The following is a 21,287-nucleotide window of genomic DNA, read 5'->3' as shown; positions in this document are numbered from 1 at the left end:
ACAAATGAAAGCCTGTGTACATATTATTCGTCATTGTCCTTACTCGAATCTGCTTGTACTGAGCATTTATCTTTTACTATCCTGCTCCTTCCGACCGAATAATAAAAGATTAAAAGAGATCAGAGAAAATTATGAGAGTGGAAAATGGAAAACCTATTCATCTCAAAGACTTTCTGACACTATAAGAAACACTAACAGTAATAACATTCAAGCCTGGTGGACTATATTCAATGATCCAACACTTGATTCCCTTGAAGAGCTTGCTGTAAAAGCAAATCCTGATATCATAACTGCGATTGCAAGGCTCGACGAAGCAAGAGCCAATGTAAAACTATCAGCTTCAGATTTGTTTCCTGCAATACGTTTTAATCCATCAGCAACAAGAAATCAGTTTTCCCAAAACAGACCCAACCCATTCCAGACCACAGGAAATCAGCTTCCTGGGGTGATTATTAATACCTTTCAACTTCCTTTGGACTTTGATTATGAGATTGACTTATGGGGCAAATACAGAAATAATGTACAGGCAGCAAAACATAATTATGCCTCTTACACTGCAGATATGAACGGTGTTTTATTATCCATAACAACTGATGTAGCATATTATTACATGCAGGTAAGGGTTACTGATCTTAAGATTAACATATATACCAAAGCTCTTCAAACCAGAAAAGATAACCTTATACTCACTGAAGAGCGATACAGAGTAGGGTTAATAACTTTACTTGACTTAAGCCAGGCCCAGAGTGATTACCAAACTATACAGTCGCAGTTTTATGACCTTCAGAACTACAGAAACGCTGCAGAGCACGCCCTTGCTATGCTATGTGGACTTCCTGCTTTTAGCTTTTCCTTACCAAAAAAAGACTGGAACATTCAACTTCCACAAATACCTGAAGGAATTCCTTCTGACCTTTTAAAAAGAAGACCTGATATACAAAGTCAGGAACAACGTGCAGAAGCAGCCAATGCAGTTATTGGAGTTTATAAAGCATACAAATTTCCATCTCTTATCCTTACTGGTTCTGCTGGCACATTAAGCAGAGAGGTGAATACCCTTCTTTCTTCTGATAGTAAGACATGGCAACTTGGAGCTACTCTTTCTTTACCTATTTTTTTGGGAGGAAGAAATACAGCCTTGATTCAAATGGCCAAAGCAAGATATCTTCAGACCACTGCTCAATATGAAAGAGTTATCTTATCATCTTTCAGAGAAGTAGAAGATGCATTGAACACGCTAGCTCAAAGAAAAGAACAGTCCATTCTTCAGGACTCAATCATTAAAACTGCTGAGCTAACCGCAATGCTTTCAAGAGAAAGATATTCAAAAGGTTTGGTAACATATTATGAAGTAGTGAACAATGAAAGAACAGCACTGAATACACAAAGTATTGCAATACAGATTCGGGGCGATCAGTTTACATATACGATATACCTGATAAAAGCTTTAGGAGGCAGCTGGCAATAATGCTAATCAGAAATCCACAAACTTTTAATTTCTTTATAATCAGCTGAAACTTCTTTTTTTATTCTAAACAACACAGCTTTAGAGTCATCATCAGCATTCGGAGAATTTTCAATGATTTCAGTAATTTCTTCTATAGTTCCTTCCTCGGCCTGAACAAATGCATCAAGCACAGTTTGTTCTTTATTGATACCACCATTTTCTATAGCACTGCCAAGGTCGGTCCAAATATTCTTAGAAAATGATATTTCAAGGCGATCATCAATGTTCGTGCTACCTTGCATTTTATTCAATTCTTCTTTTAATATCAGAGATTTTCTGAAATGGTTATGCATAAGGTCATGAACCGGTCTTGCCAGCGTGAGCGAGAAAGCTTTTCTATAAGCTTCCTGTCTGGATGAAAGTATCTCATTAAGTGCATTTACAGAACTTACTGCTATATTTTTCATATAGTATATCCTCCTTTATTAAGGAACATCAGGCAACCGGAAATTAGTTTGAAATCACATCAAACATTTAAATAGTTATTTCCGGTCCTGACATCTTTTATAGAAAAATATCCATCATTGAGAACAAATTGAACGTTTAGATTTCAGTTCAATCTAAATACCTGATATCAAATCCTTCGTGCCTCATAACCAGCATGGTGAACGAGTTCTATGATTGACTGTGCGTCCAGCTCCTGACTTGTCACAGTTAGTTCAGGCTCTTCCCCAAATGGTTCTACATACCAGTAATCAATATCTGGACTGTCATCAAAAACAGATCTGATTTGCTGAATACATGGAACACAATCGATATTGGTTTTAAACTTAAAAGTTCTTGATCTTCCCTCCATATTACTTCTCTCCTTTTGTTGATTTTAATCATCATCCTCCTGCAGATCGTCAAATGAAAATTCTACACTTGATGTATAGTTAAGATCTATCTTGAATGTAGTGGAATTACCTCCGAGAGATTGTTCATTTGCACTTGCTGATTTGTTCTTTTTTTCTTTCAGACTGCTTAATTCCGTGTCTTTTCCCGAGATTCTGCTTTTCTTATTCTTTTTCATTCGATCCACTTATTAATTATACAACACTGCCATTAAAAGAAATACTTCCCTAAAAGAAAATAAAAAAATCCTGAGAAGTCATTATAGAATAAAGACTAATCTCAGGATTCAATTGTTATTAAAGACCGGATTAAATTTTCAGGAAGATATTAAAAACGGTTCCCTCTCCCGGATTGGAGTTTACTTCAATTTTACCACCATTATTATCTACAATTCTTTTAACTATTGACATTCCGATTCCAGTACCCTCCACACCATAGTCTATTCTTTTAAATGGGGCAAACACTTTTGGATAATCTTCTTTTCTTATCCCTTTTCCATTATCCTGAATTGTAAGAAGAATAATATCTTCTGATACTAACTCCGTCCTGATCCCCACGACAGGCTTTCGCTCTATCGACTTATATTTTATTGCATTGGAGAGCAGATTGAATAAGATACTTCTCATATTCTTCTTTCTGAACTTAAGTGATTTAACCTTAAAGTCTTCCAGGATTATAGCTTCGCTTCCTTCAATCAGATCTTTAATACTATCTTTCACCTCTTCAAGTACCTCATCCAGATTTACTTCCTGGATAAGAAAAGGATCTTCTTCTGTTTTGGCTACTTCGGAAAGATCGCTTATTGTTTTCTTAAGAATGCTGATAGACCTTGTTACAAGGTTAATGAGAAAATTCAGTTTTACATTATTAGGATCAGGGTTTAACTCATTCAGGAGTAGTTCCATTAATGATTCAAGATTTCTTACAGGTGAGGTAAGGTCGTGAGATGCCATGTATACAAAGTTGTCGAGCTCTTTATTTATTTTCTTAAGCTCTTCATTTTTTGTATTGAGTTGGTTATTGATATCACTCAATTTTACCTGAGCAGATGCAAAATTATTCAGCATCATTCTTTGATCGTGTATATCAGTGGACGTCCCAACCCATTTTACATTCTTTCCATTTTCACCTTTAATAGGCACTGCTCTTGATAGAAACCATCTGTAATCGTTCAGGCAATTTTTAAGCCTGTACTCTACGCTGTACTCAGCACCAGTTGCAAGACTTTGATTCCATTTGTAAAGGGCTTTACTAATGTCATTCTGATGAATAAAATTGAACCAACCATTACCCTTGAGGTCATCAAAAGGCTTACCTAAATATTCTTCCGATTTTCTGTTAGTAAAAATAATCTCTCCCGTTTCATTTGTAATCCAGACGAGTTGCGGCATTGATTCGGCAAGTGTTCTGTATGTTTCTTCACTTTCCAGAAGTCTTGATTCTATGGCCTTGATTTCCGTGATTTCAGTAAGACATCCTACAATTCTTATCACCTTCCCCTTATCATCTCTTATAACAAAGCCTCTGTCTATCACATAACCATAGGTTCCATTATTCTTACAAAACTTATATTCATTTCTCCAGTTTGATTCTTGAGAAAAGAATATTGATTCAAAGCTATCAAGGATACGTGTTCGATCATCTGGATGTATTCTGGTTTTCCAGTAGTCAAGCCCGGCTTTACCTTCAAGATTTTCAAAACCAAAATGTACTTTATAAGCATCGTTAAACCAGAATTCATTGGTAATAAAATCCCAGTCCCACATTGAGTCATTCGTAGCATTGGATATCAGCCTGAACCTTTCATTGCTTACGGACAAATCAAGAGTTCTTTCTTTCACCTTTATCTCAAGTTCCTCATTCAATTCTTTAAGCGCTTTGGAAATCCTCTCCAGCTGAAGCTTTGACTTTTCCAGGTCCAATTCAGCTTTCTTTCTTTTGGTAATATCCATGATACTTCCAACAAGTTTTTTCTCACCGGCATTATCAATGAATATAGTTGCCTTCATCCAGCAGTAAATTTCCCTGCCCATGATCGTCTTCACTTTACATTCAAGCTCCCATGGTTCGTTAGTCTCAATGATCGTTTCAACAAAGGTCATAATGTTTGACCTGTCATATTCTTCAACACAATTCTGAATATCCTTAAAAGTAATAGTTCCTTTGGAAGGATAGTCAAACATCTTTCGCAATTCCGGAGTGACTTTGAAATTATCAGATTTTAATTCCCATTCAAAAGAACAAATATTTGCGGCTTCCTGAGATTGGTAAAGAAATATTTGGTTTTTCCTAAGTTCTTCAAGGGCATCAACCCTCTCGGTATAATCTTCAAAACTTATAATACAGGAATCTTCATTTCTCACTGCTGAAATTCTTAACCAGTTTGAAAATCCATCTTCTCCATAATAGACCTCGTTAGTACTCGCCTCTCCCGTTGTCATTACATCTCTGAACTGATTCAGAATGCCCAGTTTTACGAGACCCGGATATTCTGCAAAAAACCATTTCCCACGCAATTCCCTAAACTTTTTATTAAGGAACTTCTCGGTAAAATGGTTAAAAAACACAGGTTGAAAATCTATAACATCTTTATCTTCATTTCTTACAGGCTTTAGCATCATAAAGCCCATTCCTGAAGAATGCACAATACCTGACAAAAGGCTGTCTGTGCGTTTTCTATAGGTGATATCCTGAAAATATCCAAGGAGGCGGACAAGGTTGCCGGCTTCGTTAAGTACGGGCTTGGCCTTTCCCAGTATATATTTCAGATTCTCATTAGGAGTTATAATTCTGTAGTTAAAATCAATAGATCTCTTTTCTTCACGGGCACAATCAATAACCTGAATAACTTTTGAAATATCTTCGGAATGAACATAGCAAAAAAGATCTTCCAGACGCACTGGGCCCTCAGGAGTAATTTCGAATATCTCATAAATCTGGTTAGAACAAAAAGTATAGCCTGTCATTATATCCATCTCCCAGCGACCCACTCTGGCGAGCGATTCCACCTCTTCAATAAGATCGTCTTCACTTAGGACTTCCGCTTCTACAAAACCAGGGCCCGTCAGTTGAGTGAGGCATCCTATACCTCCGAAGAATTTTCCTTCATTATCTAAAACAGGAAATAGATTTCCTTTGAAATAAACTTTTTTACCTGGTTTAAATGAATATCTAGTTAGGGGAATTTCTACAATTTCTCCATCCTTAACTTTATTATATAAGACAGCAAAAGAATCGGGCCAAAAAACATCATTGTAACTAAGTTTCACCGCCAGTCGCGGCGAATAGTCAGTCAATAATTCAAGAGATTTATTCCAGAAAAATATCTTCCCGAATTCATCAAAAGCGAATATTCCATCGGAAGACCTTTTCAGTGTTTTGATGAAGGTCTCCTTCCACAAAACTGATTCATCTATCATTATTTCGGAAGGGTTCAACATAATTGAATCTTTAAAAGATTTGTTTAATTGAATTTAAAAGACTTTAAAGATAAAAGTAAAAAAAACTCTTCGACCTTACAGAAGCCAACTTATTAATAATTAAACACTTAAACAATACCTAAAATTAAGTATTTTAGAAACTCATAACTCAAAAGCCCTTCTATTGTTTTTTAACTATTTCAATAAATAGTTTAACAATTCACCGAAAATAAGTACTTATTTCTTGTTAGTTAAATTTATAGGCGAAATTTATCTCTATCGAGTTAAAGCCATATTTCAATTTACTCAAAACACCTGTGTTGTAGGCAAAACAAATAAAAATTTTATCATCCCCCAGATTAGTTTCTACAGTGCCCAGTAAAGACAAACCTTCCCTGCTTTTATAAGCTCCGCCGATACCAAGGATGTCATTATAATTCCCTTCCAGGGCAAAGTTTAAGAGATCTGAATTTGATGGCAAAAGCTGATACATAAAATTACCTCTTATTTTTAGAGAAGGACTTAAGTCTTTTTCCTGTCTTAGTAAAAAATTGTAGTACCTTCTAAGTTTTACGTTTGCCTTTATAGGATTAGACTCCGCATTGAAAACCTGCTGAGAAGAAATTCCTGTAAAAAACTTTTTTCTACTGAAGGTAATACCGAAAGCGCCGTCTGGCATCGTTGAATTACCAGATGCTGTCGCTGAGGGCGCAGAAAAATAAACTTGGGTAAACCCTGCAGATAAACCTGCAGACAGGGAAGTTTCCTCCGAAATAGGAATGGCATAAGCGTAATTAAAATAAGCTCTGGGCTTATCGATATAGGGACCTTCTTTTTCATTGAAAAAAAATACCCTGGCAAGATGCGCTGCTTTGTTTTCCTTTCTGAAAACTTTACTGCAAGTCACTGAATAGCTGGCTATTTTCTGAAATGCTCCGGTCCTTTGTCTGTACATGGAAAAAAATTCTGCTTTGGAATCTTCCGGAACAAATCCGGGATTTACAATTGCCGTATTATTAAAGTAGGTTGTATAGTTTTCAGGAAATATGTCTGTAACCTGCGCAGATACAGTTAGATATAAAAAAAAGAAAATATTTAAAAGATAAATGCGCATCCGGTTTAAAATTCAAAAGTGAACATTTTAAATTATTTACCCAACTTCGTTACCTGTCGTTTCCTGAAATGTATTAAAAATAACTTGTGAAAATTTCAGAAGATCAAATACCGGAATTAATACGCAATGGTAAAGATAAGGAAGTTATTCCTCATCTTTATAAAAAAGTATTTCCTCTTGTTGAAAATTATATCCGAAAAAATTCGGGGAGAAAAGAAGATGCTTCTGATGTATTTCAGGACTGCCTTCTGCTTTTCTATAAGCAAGTGATAAAGAATACATTTGATCCTAAGTACAAGGTATACGGCTATCTTTACAGAATAAGTATTAATCTCTGGATTAATAAAATTAAGAAGGAACAAAGAATCCAATACCTTGAAGCGGTGGGTGATGAGGCCTTTGAAGAAGAGCCCTCTCCATGGGACCGACCGCCAGAACGTACAGATGAGAATGTCATTAAATCATTATTCTCCGGAATAGGAGAAAAATGTGTGGAGCTGCTTACCAATACTGTTTATTATAATCTTCTGATGGAAGACATAATGATCAGAATGGGCTTCAGCTCTGTCGATGCTGTTAAAATGCAACAGCAACGATGTAAACAAAAATTGATTAAAGAGATAGAAAATAACCCTGCTCTTGCAGATAAGCTAAAAGGAATATGATGCGCGAAGATTCTACTTACAGTAAGGTTGAGGATTATCTCCATGGAAGGCTTACAACTGAGGAGCTATTGGCATTCGAAGCGAAGCTGTCAAATGATCCTGCTCTTGCCAGACAAGTAAAACTTCATGAGCTGGCTGATGATCTTGTAATAGAAAACAGATTACTTGAAGTAAGTGCACTTATAAAAAATCAGCCTGGCAATTCTTCTTCCGGCAAGATTAAATATACAGCTATCTCAATCTTTGCTGCAGCTATTCTTAGCTTAGGCGGATGGCTCTGGATTCAATATAACTCTGAAAAATCAGAACAAGTATTACAGCAGGCAAACCAGGAGATTATTCCCGAAAGCAAACAAGATTATTCATCAGAGTCTTCGCATAAAAGTGGCCCCGTTCCTGCTCAAAAAAATTCAGGAAATACGAAAAAACAGCAGGAAGTGGTTTTAATGGGAGTTGCTCCCTCCATTATAATCGACAGTCAGACAGTCAAAATGGAAGCACCTGTACAACAAGAAAATAAAAATATCATTTCAAATACTTCCGAAAAAAATATAACTTCTGAAAAAATAAGTCTGACCCCTTGTGAGAAGACAGAGCTCACAGCATCCGTAAAGACGATTGAAACCTGCGAAGGGGAAGACCAAGGCGCAATCAGGGTACAGCAAATCAAAGGAGGAACTGAGCCATATACATATTCAGTATTTGATGGAGAAGAAATAAAAGATGCAGCTCATTTACCATCAGGGATCTATAAACTCGTAATCTCAGATGGAAATGGATGTAGAAAAACTTATGATCATCTTTCGGTGAAAAATAAAAACTGCCCTAAAGATTACTCCTTTAACCCGTATATAGATGAAAACTGGGAGATACCATCACATGGCAAAGCAGGCAAGCTCTCGATATATGATGCCTCAGGAAATATATATTTTGAAAAACAAGTTGCTGAAGGTGAAAAAGAACATTGGTCCGGAGAAGGAAAAACCGGGGAAATTAAGCCGGGATATTATATCTTTGTTATTGACAGAGGTAAGGGAAGTTTGATACAGGGCAGTGTAACGATAGTAAAATGACAAAAAAGGCCTCCATATTTATTATTCTCTTTCTGGGAATTCAAGGTATTCTAAATGCACAGAATATTGCAATTCCTGACAAAAACTTTCTTGCCTTTCTGAAAAAAAAATTCTCTAATGTCATTGAAAATGATAGCCTGGTTCCTGACTTGGCAAAAGATATCGATGGAACTCTGGACTGCTCGGAAAAGAATATACAGTCATTAGAAGGTATACAGTATTTCACCGGCCTTGAAGTCTTGAAAGCTAATGGTAACCTGCTTACTACAATTCCGGATATTTCAGAGCTGAAAGAATTAACCAGAATAGAACTCACTTCTAATAGTCTTGTTTCTATTCCTAACTTAAGTAGTCTGCCAAATCTTAAAACCCTGTTTCTTTACAACAACAGTCTTACAACTTTACCTGATTTAAAAGGAAATACGGCACTTAGCCAACTTATTGCATCAAACAATTTTTTAATCACCCTTCCTGAATTGAATAGTCTGGTAAGTCTTAAAAAAATAGATGTAGGAAACAATCAAATAACATCATTGCCATCTATTGAAAAGCTCACTTTGCTGGAAGAACTAACTGTCTGGAAAAACCAACTGCAGGCTCTCCCCGATCTGCAATACAATCTGAACCTTATTAAGATCAATGCAGGTACTAATAATCTAGTATCAACACCTGATGTAAGTAAAAATGTCAATCTTCAAGAGCTTTCACTTGACAGAAATCTTTTAACCACAATTCCTGATATTAGTAACCTTACAAAACTAAAGATAGTTGAGTTTCATCTAAATCATTTTTCATTTGAAGATTTCATTCCTCTTAAAGGATATCCAAATTTCCAAAATGTATTTATAATTTCGCCACAGAAAGACTTATATGTCAATAATCAGAATGGCAAAGAATTTTCAGATTTTACCATTCATACAGGTATTGATTCATCTCTGACAAATAACATTTATGAATGGTATTTTAAGGGAAATAAAATAGCAACTACAAATGAGGACATCCTTACTATACCAAATTTTACAGCTGCTAATGAAGGTAAATATACTGTCCAAATTACCAACTCATCATTCCCAGGTATGACACTCCGAACCGATACTTTTTTAGTCTCAGTATCTCCTTGTCTTGATTTTAGTAAGCTTACATTCAGCATATCCGGAGTCAATTGTCTGGGCTCAGGATCTGTTTTGATTAAACTGGAAGGTGAAAATCCGGCAACACTTGTATACGAATTGAAATCCCAAAGCACTGCCAATACCTACCAATCGAGCTTTGGATCATTTACAGGTCTTTCTGATGAATCTTATAACCTTAAGGTAACTCTGGATGCCAACTGCCAAAGGGATTTTCCGGAAGTCATAAAAATCCCACTTGAACCCTGTGATGAAACCTTTATCACCCCCAACAGTGATGGAGATAAAGACGCATTCTACTTTTCTGAAACCGGGAAGGCTGTAATCTATGATAAAAGCGGAAATAAAATTAAAGAGCTGTCAATTCCTTCAGAATGGAACGGCACATCAGATAAAGGTAATGTTGTACCTATAGGCTACTACATTGCAAATATTAATAATGGAGCTAACTATATCCGGATCAGCGTTCTCTATTAACCATAATTTTTCGGATTTAAATTCCTACTGACATAAGGTTGTCATAACCCGGCTTTAGGTTTGTGTTAATATTAACATAAACTAATAGCAACAATGGAAACCAAACTCATCCCATCCAAAAATTATCTTTGTTATACTACCCAAACAACATTAAACAAATTACATGAATTTGCAGATCAAGCTGTCGATGGGGTATATGAAGCAGTCGCAAAAGGCGGGTTAAAAGCTGTCGGCCCGATGGAATTCATCTACTTCGATTGTTCGAACGACAGAGACAAAGAATTTACGCTGGAAATTGCGTTACCAGTAGAGACCGGTATGGAATTTAAAAGCGAAATTCACAAAATTAAAAAAATTGAAAACTTTAAATGCTTGTCTCATACCCACAACGGGGATTTATTGAACCTTCCAGGCATTTATCAGCAACTCTTTGAAAAAGTATATAAAAGCGGAATCAAGCCTACAAACCAGGTAAGAGAAGTTTATAAAAGTTTTTCAGGTATGGAATCTAATGATAATATTACCGAAATTCAGATCGGAATAAATTAATACTATGAACAGAGTAGATCGTCTTCATGCGATACTTACAATACTGCAAAGCAAGAGGGTGGTAAAGGCTGAAGAGCTTGCCACCCACTTTAATCTCAGCATTCGTACCGTATACAGAGATATAAGAGCACTTGAAGAAGGCGGGATTCCTATAGGGGCAGAAGCAGGAGTCGGATATTTTCTAACAGACGGTTTTCACCTACCTCCAGTTATGTTTACCCACGAAGAAGCCAGAGCATTGCTGCTTGCAGGAAAACTCATTGAACAGCAAACAGATCAGGGAACAGCTAAAAGTTTTAATGATGCACTCACAAAAGTCAGGGCAGTCATTGACAACGACAAAAAAGATGAGCTGGACAGCTTGAATCAAAAAATTCTTATTCAACCATACCCAAACTCCAAACCAACGGTTGAGGATTTAAATCTGACGCTCATAAAGGGCGCTTTGATTAATAATAAGATTTTAAAACTGGATTATTCCACTGCCAGAGAAACTACAGAGCGTCATGTAGAGCCATTAGGTATCTGTTTTTATCGCACAAACTGGCACCTGATTGCATACTGCAGGTTAAGAAAGGGCTACAGAGATTTTCGCCTTGACAGAATCAACAAAATAAATGTTTCCTCAGAAACCTTTCTGAGAATCAAACATCCTACCCTCAAAGAATACTTTGATAAAATGCTGCATGAAGAAGAACTTTTTTCTGTAGAAATTAAAGTCAGCAAAGATATTCTCCCCCACCTTCAGGAAAGCAAATATAACTTTGGCTTGATCGAAGAAAACGTGGAAGAAGATGGAGCACAAATGCGGTTTGCTACCTATAGTCTAGACTATTTCTCAAGGTGGATATTGATGATGGGAGATAGAGTGGAAATAATATCACCTTCGGAACTCCGAGATAAAACTCTAAAGCTCGTGGAAAACTTATCTTCTCATTATTTAAAATGATGATTTATCTTACCACTTTAAATTGGTAATCAAAACACAAATACATTAATGAGGTTAAATTAATATGCGTATATCTGGTCTTATTTTATTACTAAGTGCCATTGCAATTTATTCCTGCATAGCACAAAGCTCCGGACAAAAAGATCTGACGGGTAAAACAGATATTAAAGATGTTGATGCAAATTTCCCATGGTTTTCAGAAGGTTATAATCTTTATAAACCCGACAGCACAGTTATAAAATCATTATCAAACAATGGAAGTAAACTTACCTTTATTGTCTTCGGAGGCACATGGTGCGGAGATACAAAAAGAGAGCTTCCAAGATTTTATAAAATCACAGATCAGGCCAATATCAAAAGAGAAAAGATAGCATTGTATTTACTCAACCACGATAAGAAATCACCGGAAAAGCTGGAAAAAAAACATAAAATACATTCTATACCAACCTTTATTATTTTTGTGAATGGCAAAGAAGCCGGAAGAATTGTAGAAAGCCCGCACAACAGTCTGGAAAAAGATCTGCTTGAAGTTATAGATTAAATTATAACCCAGCATAATAATCATACCCTCTTTCAGCCCAATAATCAGCTGGCCGATTACCTACAAAGGCTATTTTCCCTATTCGCTTGATACTTTTGATTCCATATTTACAAGGTACCATCAGTCGCAGCGGTGCTCCATGCTCAGCAAGGAGAGGTTTACCATTCATCTCATAACAAAGTAAAGTCTGAGGGTGTAAAGCACTTTCCATATCAAGCCCTACATAATAACCTCCGTCTGGAGTCTCAAGACTTACATGCTCAGTAAGCAAATTATCATGTCCGTGATCTGTAAACCCTCCCAAGCCATAAGCAAGCATAAAGTCGGAGAATTTAGTACCGCCCCAATTTGAGATTTCACTCCACCCTTCAATGCATTTAAACTCAAAAGTAATTTCAGTTTTAGGAAGTTTTTTAATTTCATCCAGAGTCAATTTCATGGATGATTTATTCATGCCACGAATCAATGTATTGTTCTGAACGTTCAATATCCAATCATCAACGTCTATTGAACTTTCGAGGCCAATGTTACCGTTAAGCCTAGGCTCTGAAGCGGCCCTCTCCTTTGGGAAAACCGGTGCAAGATTTTTATTGCTAAAAATTATACCGGCAACTTTTCTATTAGCTTCGAGGATCTTTCTCAACGGTCGTGACAAGCCATCTGCGTCTGTACCTGCAACAAGCCATTTGATACTACCCAACAAGCCCAAAGCGCCAAAGGCAAATCCAGCAAGAGACTTGATGGTTGCTCTGCGCATCTCTTGATTAGAAATATCTTTAAGATTGTCATCAACGTTAGGCTTCATTTTCTTTAGCATTTTTATTTACAGCCACCACTTCAAAACCTGTAACCATTGCTCTGAAATTGTTCCATCCTGCCCTGATTACCTGCACTACATGAATAACAAAAAAGAAAACATAACTTAGAGCGAGGCAGAAATGAATTAGCCTTGCAGTTTTATAGCCTCCAAGAAAAGAAGTAATCCAAGACAGCTGCACAGGCTTGTAAATAGCCATACCTGTGATAATTGAACCAGCTCCGAATATTATAATACTTGTGTAGGCTATCTGTTGCGCACCGTTAAATTTTGTTGCTGCCGGAAGTTCTTTTCTAAGGCCGATGTCATGAAGTGTCACTTTTATTGCATTCTTAAAAGAGTCTTTGCCCGGAACCAGATATTTCCATTCACCAGAGAAGAGTGTATAACATACATAAGCAAATCCGTTCAACATAAATACCCACATGAATACAAAGTGCCATGCCATGCCTTCAGCAAGATTAAATGGTATATCGAAGACTTGATAAAAACCTTCAGGAAAAAATTTAAAAATCACTTTACCTCCTGCTTCAATACGATATTCATCATTGGCCCAGTAGATCCAAAGGCCACTCCAAAGCATTAGCGCAAGTATCGGAAAGTTTATCCAGTGAAACCATCTTATTGCCAGAGGGTGTTTCTTTTTGACTATAGTCATACTTTAAGCTTGAACAGCAAAGTCAACAAGGGAATTAGTTATTTGTTTAATCAAAAAGTCAAATCAAGAAAAACTTACGATTTGGAAATCATAAAATAAAAAGTAGTGCCTTCGTTAATTTCAGATTCGGCCCAAACCGAACTATTATTTTCTTTCAGAATATCTTTGACAATAGATAACCCGAGGCCAGAACTGTCCTTTGAAGGATCTTTATTCGCCTGACCAAACCTTTCAAAAATTTTTTCTAATTCATGTTTGGCAATGCCTGGGCCATTATCACTCACAGATATTATATACTTTCCGTCTGATTCTCTGCAGTCAATTTTTATCACACCACTTTCCTTATCCATAAACTTGATGGCATTGGATAAGAGGTTTTGAAAAATTTGCATAAGTGAATATTTATGAAAATATACAGCAGGAAGATTATGTCTCACAAAAATATTTATGTGTGAAGGTACGTTAAGCGAGGCTATAACCTTATTGAGAATTTTGTTAAGATCAACGAGCTCTTTTACTTTTTCTAAGGTAGTTGCAGATTTGAGCAATGAATGGATAAAATCGCTCATGTCGCGCACCTTCTTTATTGCCATATCAAGCAAATGTACAGAATCTTTTTTAAGCACACTTTTATTCTCATCCTTTACAATCTGGAGTATGGGGTCAATAGTGTTAAGTGGAGCTTTGAGATCATGAGAAGTGGTATAAACAAACTTGTCCAGCTCTTCATTCTGCTTTTTCAATTTTTTGATAGCACTTTCAAGCTCGCGTTTATATTGGATCTTTTCGGTAATATCAGTATTGATAGCTATTGCAGCAATAATTTGACCATCAGCAATTACAGGGGCTGCAGAACATCTTACAATTATTTCTTTCCCAGATTTTATATGCGTTATCAAAACATCTCTTTCATTAGATTCACCGAAAAAAGCTTTATAAAAAGGTTCTTCTTCTGTAGTCAGTCTCCTTCCAGTATATAGATCTCTGGTTTTGATCTTATCTGCTAGCACCTCTATTTCTTGATTGAGTTCCTCCAATGTATCAAAACCAAGCATATCCAAAGCTTTCCTGTTTGCTCTCAGGATTCCGTTAGGACCGCCAATATAAACTGCATCAGGAATGCATTCAATAATAGCCGTAAGCTCAGCAGCCTGTATTTTCAGGCTGGTCAATTCATTAAACATCTGAATTCGATATTCTCAGTGAGGTATTCTTACTTTTAAGAACTTTCAAAAATCATTATTGTTTGGCTTTCGAACCACAACATAAAAGTATAAAAAAAACATAGATCCTTTCATCTGTTGAAAAGATCTATGTTTTAATAGAATCGGACTTTATTGTAATTATTTATTTCCTCTTAGCTGGATAGCAGATGCAAGAGTGAGAAGGCAGGCAAGCAAAGTAATAGATGCTGCAAAGGGGAAAAAATATATAAACTCTATTCCTCCCCAGAATAGAAGTGCAAGAGACAATGATAAGAGAATTTTATGGCTTAATTCTTTATTGGAATTTACAGCGCCGGAAATTAACCACAAAACAGCAGCCATAAAAGCCAGAGCCACTGTTGATGCATAGCCATAGCCTTCGTAATAATCGCCCATACTTCTGTTTACTCCCATAAATGGGAATTCATGACCGACCATTTTGTTTATTATTTCCTGCTTCAAGGGTTCTTCAGCGCGTTTCCATCCCGAATGACCTAAGGTGTGAGCAACCAAATGAAAGATCAGTAGCCCGGAAGCAATTCTTAAAAGTATCTTAACATTCATAGAAGTTAATTATTAAGGTTTATTACTATTTATTTCAATCTGAATCTTGCTTTGTGATCTCCTACAGTAAGAGTAAAATATCCAGGTTCCAAAAGTTTTTTACCCTCTTTGTCTGGAAACCCCAAATGCTTTCCAGGTTCAATGTTAAAACTAAATTCCATGGATTGTCCTGGCTGCAATTCCCTTTTCTCAAAATACTTAAGTTCTTTGACAGGTCTGGTTATTGATCCATATTCATCAGTGAGAAACCAAAGTACTGATTCTTTACCTGCTATTTTACCAACATTTGAAACAGTTACTTTTGCCGTTATTTTTCCCGAAGAACTAATCACTGTATCGCTAAGATTTATTTTAGTATATGAAAACCTTGTATAACTTAATCCCTGACCGAATTCACATATAGCAAATCTTTTTAATTCCTCTCCTACCGGTCTTAATATTGAATATTCACTTTGTTTGTGATTGTATGGGATAATATGCCCCTGCTTGTACGGATAAGTAAAAGAAAGCTTTCCACTCGGATTGGTCTTTCCGCTAAGAACTTCTGCTATGGCTTGGGCTCCCTCCACTCCGGGAAGGCCTGCAAACAGAACAGCTTTACACTGATCATAAATCTTACTAATAATCCTTGGCCTACCTTCTGTAAGTACTAATACAACAGGTTTTCCTGTAGCTATTGCAGTCTTTATCAATGAGACCTGAGATTCGGAAAGTTCCAGATCATTAATACTGCCATCTGTTTCTGCATATGCGCTTTCTTCGCCAGCTGCTGCTATAATTATATCTGCAGAAGGAGCTAGTTTTTTTATTTCATTCTCTTTTGCAAATATGACCTTTGAATCAGCAAACTCTTCTTTAAGAGCCCCATAAATTGTCTTCATGTCTTTAGGAAACCAGTATTCACTTTTAGCCATGAACCTGTATGTCCATCCACCACAAAGAGGAATCTTTTTATCTGCAGTTTCGCCTATTACCAGTATTGTCTTTGGGCTAGGTTTAATTGGTAGCAAGTTCTGATCGTTTTTCATCAGCACCAAAGATTCTTTTGCTGCTTTCAGAGCTTTTGCTCTGTGCTCTTTAGAACCAATTTTATAAAACCTGTCATTTCTCGGGTAAGGCTGATCAAAGAGACCTATATCAAACTTTACTTTAAGAATACGACGTACCGACTGATTGATTCTTTCTTCACTGATTCTTCCCTCCTTTACCAATGCAAGCAGATGATCACAAAAGTCCGTATTTAACGGAACCATTGCCATATCAACCCCAGCACTTATGGCAAGGAAGGTAGCTTCCTTTTCGTTTTCTGCCACATAGTGCATTTTCTGCAATGCGATAATGTCCATCCAGTCGGTTACTGCAATGCCTTCAAAGCCGAGTTCATTTCTCAGAAGCTTAGTAAGAATGTCATAGTTTGCATGCACAGGTATTCCATTGATTTCACCACTGTTGATCATGACTGTCTTAACACCAGCCTCCACAGCGGCTTTGAATGGAGGAAGGTAAAACTCTCTTAGTGCCTGATCGGGAATTTCAGCAGGTGACCTATCCCAACCGGATTTTGGATCTGAATATCCAAGGAAATGTTTTGCACATGCAGCTGCTTTGTATGGTGCAATTTCAGTGTTTCCCTGTAGTCCTCGCACGTATGCAGCCCCCATTTTAGAGATCAGATAAGGATCTTCTCCAAAAGTTTCATAGTACCTTCCCCAATATTTATTTTTTCCAAGATCGAATACAGGAGCGAATACCCAGCGATGGTATAAGTCGGCAGTTTCTGTAGCTGTGATCCATCCTTCTTCATAAGCAAAGGTTGTATCAAAGGAACAGGCAATATTAATATTGTGAGGAAATATGGTGCCATTACTTAAATAACTGCTACCATGAACATGATCTACGCCATATATGATTGGAATTTTATTCTTTGAATACCGCATATTGACACGTTGAAGCTGATTGGTAAACCTGTACCAGACATCAGGTGTCATTGCCCTTCCATTTAGGAAAGAACCAACATGATATTTTGTAACATAATGTATGACTTTATTGGTATCTATGACCAGAGTGGTAGCTGAATCATAAGCTGCAGCAAGTGAATCAGTAATAATTTTGGTAATATTAATCTGGGTCATCTGACCAATTTTTTCTTCCAGAGACATTCTGGCCAACAATTCTTCTACACGAGGATCAGTATTTTTCCTTTCAGAAGGTACCGATGAATTAAATGAAAATATGGCAAATAAAGCTATGCAGACTAAAGTTCCTGCTAAAATGTAACGCATTGCGATATGAGTATGATTAAGAAGTTAAAGATATGAGAATTAGGTAAAGCAACAAAACAAAGAACCTGAGAGGGAATTAATTTTCTCCAACTTATTCTTTATAAAATCCATCAATTTACCAGAAAGTAAGGGTTACTTGTCATTCAATTAGTTGTAGACAAGATAATTTTAAAACCAATTTTTAAAATCATTTAAACACATGAAAAAAAACAAGATTTTTATCTTAAAATTTCTGCTGCTGGCTCTTTTCCAGGGCGGGAATTCGCTTCAATCGGCGGCCCAGGTGGATACCATTGATTTTCCCCAAGCCGACCTTTACCGGGCAGGTCAGGACATATATCCTCAGACTGTTGAGCCGGGATCAGGAATCACAGTTTTTAGTAAAGTATTAAATGCAGGATTTGGTACAGCCGGTTCCAGCAGGACTGACTATTACCTAACGGCAGATACCTCATGGTCTTTTCCGAATAAAGGGGAAGCATATTTTTTGGGCTCTTCTTACCTGCCTTCTCTTCAACCTCAATATTCAGTATTAGACAGTACCTATCTTTCGATTCCGAAAGATATAATCGCTGGCAATTATTTTCTCGTTTCTTTTACAGATGCAGGCAACGAAGTTTATGAAACTAATGAATTCAACAACAAATTTGTATCATCATTAAATGTTGGCCAATCATCTTCAGTTGACCTTTACCCTAGTTACATTTCAGTTTCTGACAGCACAACTAATTCAAAGGCTGTTGTAATCCTTAAAGAAAATAATTTAGGAACTGATTTTTCAGGAGGTTATGAAGTGGGATATTACATTTCAAAAGATTCCACTCTGGATAGTTTTGACTACCTTCTTGGAACCAGAAAATCTGATGGTCTGACTGGTAATAGCTCAACTTATTCAGACTTCGGTCTTACAGTCCCTTCGGATTTACAGGGCTGGTACTACATGATAGCTGCCCTGGATGTGTACAATACAGTATCAGAAACTCAGGAATATAATAACACCATTGCTAAACCTTTTTATATTTCTTCAGGTGGTGGTAGTGCTGATCTCGTTCTCGACAGTATCTCTTACTCAACTAAGAATGGAGTTATACCAGGAGGAGAAATATACCTAAGCTTTACAGAAAGAAACATAGGAACCACTGTGGCTGGTCAACACTATACTAATTTATATCTTTCTAAAGATAATTATCTGGATGGTGGTGATATTGTCTTAAGCTCAAGCTATGTATATGAAATTAACCCTAATGAGGGAACTTACAGATACGAAACTGCTACCATTCCTCCAAACGTTGCAGCGGGAGATTATTTTTTACTAGGTCAATCGGACATTTATAACTATGTATCAGAAAGTAATGAAAAAAATAATACATTGATTCTACCTCTTACAATTGGTTCTTCCAATGCAGATTTAACTACTGTATTATTTGATAGTACTATTACTATTAATCAGGGTGAATACTTTTATGTAAATGGATATTTGAGCAATATAGGAACTGGCTTTGCGTCTTCAAGTTATGTAGGCTTTTATTTATCAAAAGACACTCAACTTGACGACAACGACGCTTTAGTACAGTACCAATATTTTGATTATCTGTATCCGAATAACTTAAGTTATTTTTATACGCCTATCTATACAGGAGGAACAGGAGCTGGTCAGTACTATCTTATAGCAAAAGCTGATTACCTGAATTATGTTTCTGAATCTAATGAAGAGAATAATATCGCGGTTTTACGAGTAAATATAGTTGAACCAAGTATTGATTTATCTATTACAAATCTGTATTCTAATAATTCAGTATTAAGAACTGGTGATTATAATTATTTATCTTACTCTATATTCAACAGCGGTACATCTTATGCAGGATCAAGTTATACTAATTATTATCTTTCTAAAGATTCTATTGCGGATGATAGTGATTATTTCTTGGGCCAAAACTACGAAAACTCTCTCGCACCTGGCGGCTCAAATTATAACTCTGCAGGATTTTACATATCACCTTCAGTTTCCGAAGGAGAATACTTTTTGATTGCTAAAGGAGATGTTTATAATTACGTAATTGAGACCAATGAGTCCAATAATGAAGCCTTCATTAAAGTGCAGGTAAAAGCTCCATCTTATGATATCGCTATCAGTAATCTAACCAAATCTGCTGAAATAGCAACTGTAGGATCGGGCATCTATGTTTCATTTAGTGAAACTAACCTTGGTGATGTAGCATTCCCTTACCACTATTCAGGATTTGTATTATCTACCGACACCATCTATAATGATTCCACCGACTTTAACGTTGGCAACTATTATGGATATGACCTGTATCCTGGAAATACAAACTATTACAACCAGTATCTATTCATACCATCCCATGTTCCTGCGGGAAATTATTATCTGATTGCAAAAACGGATTCATACAACCAATTCAAGGAGACTAATGAATATAATAATTCTTCATTTACCAGAATAAGAATCATTACTCCAAATGTTGATCTATCTGTAAATACTCAAAGGGTAAACCCTACAAAAGCAGTTGCAGGAAGCAATATTAATGTTTCAGGTTACTTGTACAACCATGGCACGGAAAGTTCATATTCTACTGGTTTAGATTTCTACATCTCTAAATCTGAAAATTTGACCGACTCTGCTACCTATTTAGGTTTTTATTATTCTAGCAGTGTATCTCCAGAAACATCTATTCCGTTTAATCAATCACTTTACCTTCCTGAATATCTTGCTGCTGGAGATTATTACATAATATTTGTCGCTGATGGTAGCAAGAATCAGCCTGAGATGAATGAAAACAATAATATTGTTTCTAAGAAAATTTCTATTGAAGCTGCAACTAGAGAGCTGTTTGTGAAGAGTGCATCTGTAAGTTCAAAGGCTACAGTAGAGCAAACAGTATATTTCAAAGCTACAATAAGCAATTCTGGAAATTCAGATATAGGTTATTTCAATCTTGGATATTACCTATCAAATGATGAAACCCTTTCTTCAGAAGATTTATTTATTGGAACAGCAAGCATTCCTGGCATGCTTTCAAAATCTTCAATACCTGTTTCAGGAGAGTTTAAAGTGCCATATTACATCTCTGAAGGAAGTTATAAATTATTATTTGTAGCGGATAATTACAACTATGTACGCGAAACAAATGAAGCCAACAATACCTTGGCTAAAGCTCTGCAAGTGACTAATCCTTATGGTGCTCAGAATAACCAAGATACTATATCTGAGCCGGCATTTGCTGCACCAGTCGTTGCAATATCAGTAGTACCAAACCCAGTTGGTGATTTCATCAACGTAACAGTACAGACTACTGAAGCTTCAACCCTTGCTACATATGAACTATATGACAGCTTCGGTAATAAATTTAAGGATGGAAGCCAGAATATTACAAATGGTAAATTCTCAATTCCAGCAAGTGATGTTAAACTAGGTGTTTATCTGCTAAAAGTAGCATATGAAAGCAAAGTTGAAACAATCAGAATTATTAAAGAATAGTGGTTAA

The 21,287-nt window shown here is 36.4% G+C and carries 18 protein-coding genes; 8 read left to right on the top strand and 10 right to left on the bottom strand.

The features are described from left to right. Window positions 1–4 precede the first annotated feature (4 nt). Window positions 5–1,468, top strand: coding sequence for an efflux transporter outer membrane subunit (locus K350_RS0122170; protein ID WP_028981776.1), 1,464 nt, complete (start codon window positions 5–7; stop codon window positions 1,466–1,468). Between the two features lie 2 nt (window positions 1,469–1,470). Here the strand turns inward: K350_RS0122170 and K350_RS0122165 are convergent, their stop codons facing one another. The 5 genes from K350_RS0122165 to K350_RS0122145 all read right to left on the bottom strand — a co-directional run bounded on the left by K350_RS0122165 (window position 1,471) and on the right by K350_RS0122145 (window position 6,874). Continuing rightward, a complete protein-coding gene (locus K350_RS0122165; RefSeq protein WP_028981775.1) occupies window positions 1,471–1,914 on the bottom strand; it encodes a hypothetical protein in 444 nt (147 codons plus the stop codon). A gap of 167 nt (window positions 1,915–2,081) precedes the next feature. After that, window positions 2,082–2,303 (bottom strand): hypothetical protein, encoded by a 222-nt coding sequence (locus K350_RS0122160; RefSeq protein WP_028981774.1) that lies wholly within the window; start codon window positions 2,301–2,303, stop codon window positions 2,082–2,084. A gap of 24 nt (window positions 2,304–2,327) precedes the next feature. Beyond that, window positions 2,328–2,519, bottom strand: a complete 192-nt coding sequence (locus K350_RS0122155) for a hypothetical protein (RefSeq protein ID WP_028981773.1) — start codon at window positions 2,517–2,519, stop codon at window positions 2,328–2,330. 130 nt (window positions 2,520–2,649) lie between these two features. Further along, window positions 2,650–5,781 (bottom strand): PAS domain-containing sensor histidine kinase, encoded by a 3,132-nt coding sequence (locus K350_RS0122150; protein ID WP_028981772.1) that lies wholly within the window; start codon window positions 5,779–5,781, stop codon window positions 2,650–2,652. Between the two features lie 226 nt (window positions 5,782–6,007). Next, the gene (locus K350_RS0122145; protein ID WP_028981771.1) at window positions 6,008–6,874 is read right to left on the bottom strand and encodes a PorP/SprF family type IX secretion system membrane protein; all 867 of its coding nucleotides are present in this window, start codon (window positions 6,872–6,874) and stop codon (window positions 6,008–6,010) included. Between the two features lie 86 nt (window positions 6,875–6,960). Here K350_RS0122145 and K350_RS0122140 point away from each other — a divergent pair, with 86 nt between their 5' ends. The 6 genes from K350_RS0122140 to K350_RS29945 all read left to right on the top strand — a co-directional run bounded on the left by K350_RS0122140 (window position 6,961) and on the right by K350_RS29945 (window position 12,258). Continuing rightward, window positions 6,961–7,539 (top strand): RNA polymerase sigma factor, encoded by a 579-nt coding sequence (locus tag K350_RS0122140; RefSeq protein ID WP_028981770.1) that lies wholly within the window; start codon window positions 6,961–6,963, stop codon window positions 7,537–7,539. Next, window positions 7,536–8,612 (top strand): hypothetical protein, encoded by a 1,077-nt coding sequence (locus tag K350_RS0122135; RefSeq protein ID WP_028981769.1) that lies wholly within the window; start codon window positions 7,536–7,538, stop codon window positions 8,610–8,612. Before K350_RS0122140 ends, K350_RS0122135 begins: the two co-directional genes overlap by 4 nt. Continuing rightward, window positions 8,609–10,219, top strand: a complete 1,611-nt coding sequence (locus K350_RS31590) for a leucine-rich repeat domain-containing protein (RefSeq protein WP_028981768.1) — start codon at window positions 8,609–8,611, stop codon at window positions 10,217–10,219. The genes K350_RS0122135 and K350_RS31590 overlap by 4 nt, the downstream gene beginning before the upstream one ends. Window positions 10,220–10,312: 93 nt before the next feature. After that, window positions 10,313–10,768 carry a GyrI-like domain-containing protein gene (locus tag K350_RS0122125; protein WP_028981767.1) on the top strand — a complete coding sequence of 152 codons (456 nt, stop codon included), beginning with the start codon at window positions 10,313–10,315 and terminating at the stop codon, window positions 10,766–10,768. A gap of 4 nt (window positions 10,769–10,772) precedes the next feature. Continuing rightward, window positions 10,773–11,717, top strand: coding sequence for a helix-turn-helix transcriptional regulator (locus tag K350_RS0122120; RefSeq protein ID WP_028981766.1), 945 nt, complete (start codon window positions 10,773–10,775; stop codon window positions 11,715–11,717). 64 nt (window positions 11,718–11,781) lie between these two features. Then, on the top strand, window positions 11,782–12,258 hold the full coding sequence (locus K350_RS29945; protein ID WP_051313490.1) for a thioredoxin family protein: 477 nt from the start codon (window positions 11,782–11,784) through the stop codon (window positions 12,256–12,258). A gap of 1 nt (window position 12,259) precedes the next feature. On the opposite strand, the gene K350_RS0122110 is transcribed toward K350_RS29945, so the two are convergent. From K350_RS0122110 to K350_RS0122090, 5 genes are all read right to left on the bottom strand, one after another. Beyond that, window positions 12,260–13,063 (bottom strand): molybdopterin-dependent oxidoreductase, encoded by an 804-nt coding sequence (locus K350_RS0122110; RefSeq protein ID WP_162144202.1) that lies wholly within the window; start codon window positions 13,061–13,063, stop codon window positions 12,260–12,262. Then, window positions 13,053–13,733: a cytochrome b/b6 domain-containing protein gene (locus tag K350_RS29940; protein WP_051313488.1), complete on the bottom strand. Its 681-nt coding sequence runs from the start codon at window positions 13,731–13,733 to the stop codon at window positions 13,053–13,055. Before K350_RS29940 ends, K350_RS0122110 begins: the two co-directional genes overlap by 11 nt. 74 nt (window positions 13,734–13,807) lie before the next feature. Continuing rightward, the gene (locus tag K350_RS0122100) at window positions 13,808–14,917 is read right to left on the bottom strand and encodes a sensor histidine kinase (RefSeq protein ID WP_028981764.1); all 1,110 of its coding nucleotides are present in this window, start codon (window positions 14,915–14,917) and stop codon (window positions 13,808–13,810) included. A 159-nt stretch (window positions 14,918–15,076) separates the two neighbouring features. After that, on the bottom strand, window positions 15,077–15,502 hold the full coding sequence (locus K350_RS0122095) for an LIC_13387 family protein (protein WP_028981763.1): 426 nt from the start codon (window positions 15,500–15,502) through the stop codon (window positions 15,077–15,079). Between the two features lie 29 nt (window positions 15,503–15,531). After that, window positions 15,532–17,784 carry a glycoside hydrolase family 3 N-terminal domain-containing protein gene (locus tag K350_RS0122090; protein WP_028981762.1) on the bottom strand — a complete coding sequence of 751 codons (2,253 nt, stop codon included), beginning with the start codon at window positions 17,782–17,784 and terminating at the stop codon, window positions 15,532–15,534. 199 nt (window positions 17,785–17,983) lie between these two features. Here K350_RS0122090 and K350_RS0122085 point away from each other — a divergent pair, with 199 nt between their 5' ends. Continuing rightward, entirely contained in the window at window positions 17,984–21,280 is a 3,297-nt protein-coding gene (locus tag K350_RS0122085; protein WP_028981761.1) for a CARDB domain-containing protein, read from the top strand. Window positions 21,281–21,287: the final 7 nt, after the last annotated feature.

The sequence above is a fragment of the Sporocytophaga myxococcoides DSM 11118 genome, assembly GCF_000426725.1.
GTDB classification, from domain to species: Bacteria; Bacteroidota; Bacteroidia; order Cytophagales; family Cytophagaceae; genus Sporocytophaga; species Sporocytophaga myxococcoides.
This window is presented reverse-complemented; position numbering and strand designations above follow the sequence as displayed.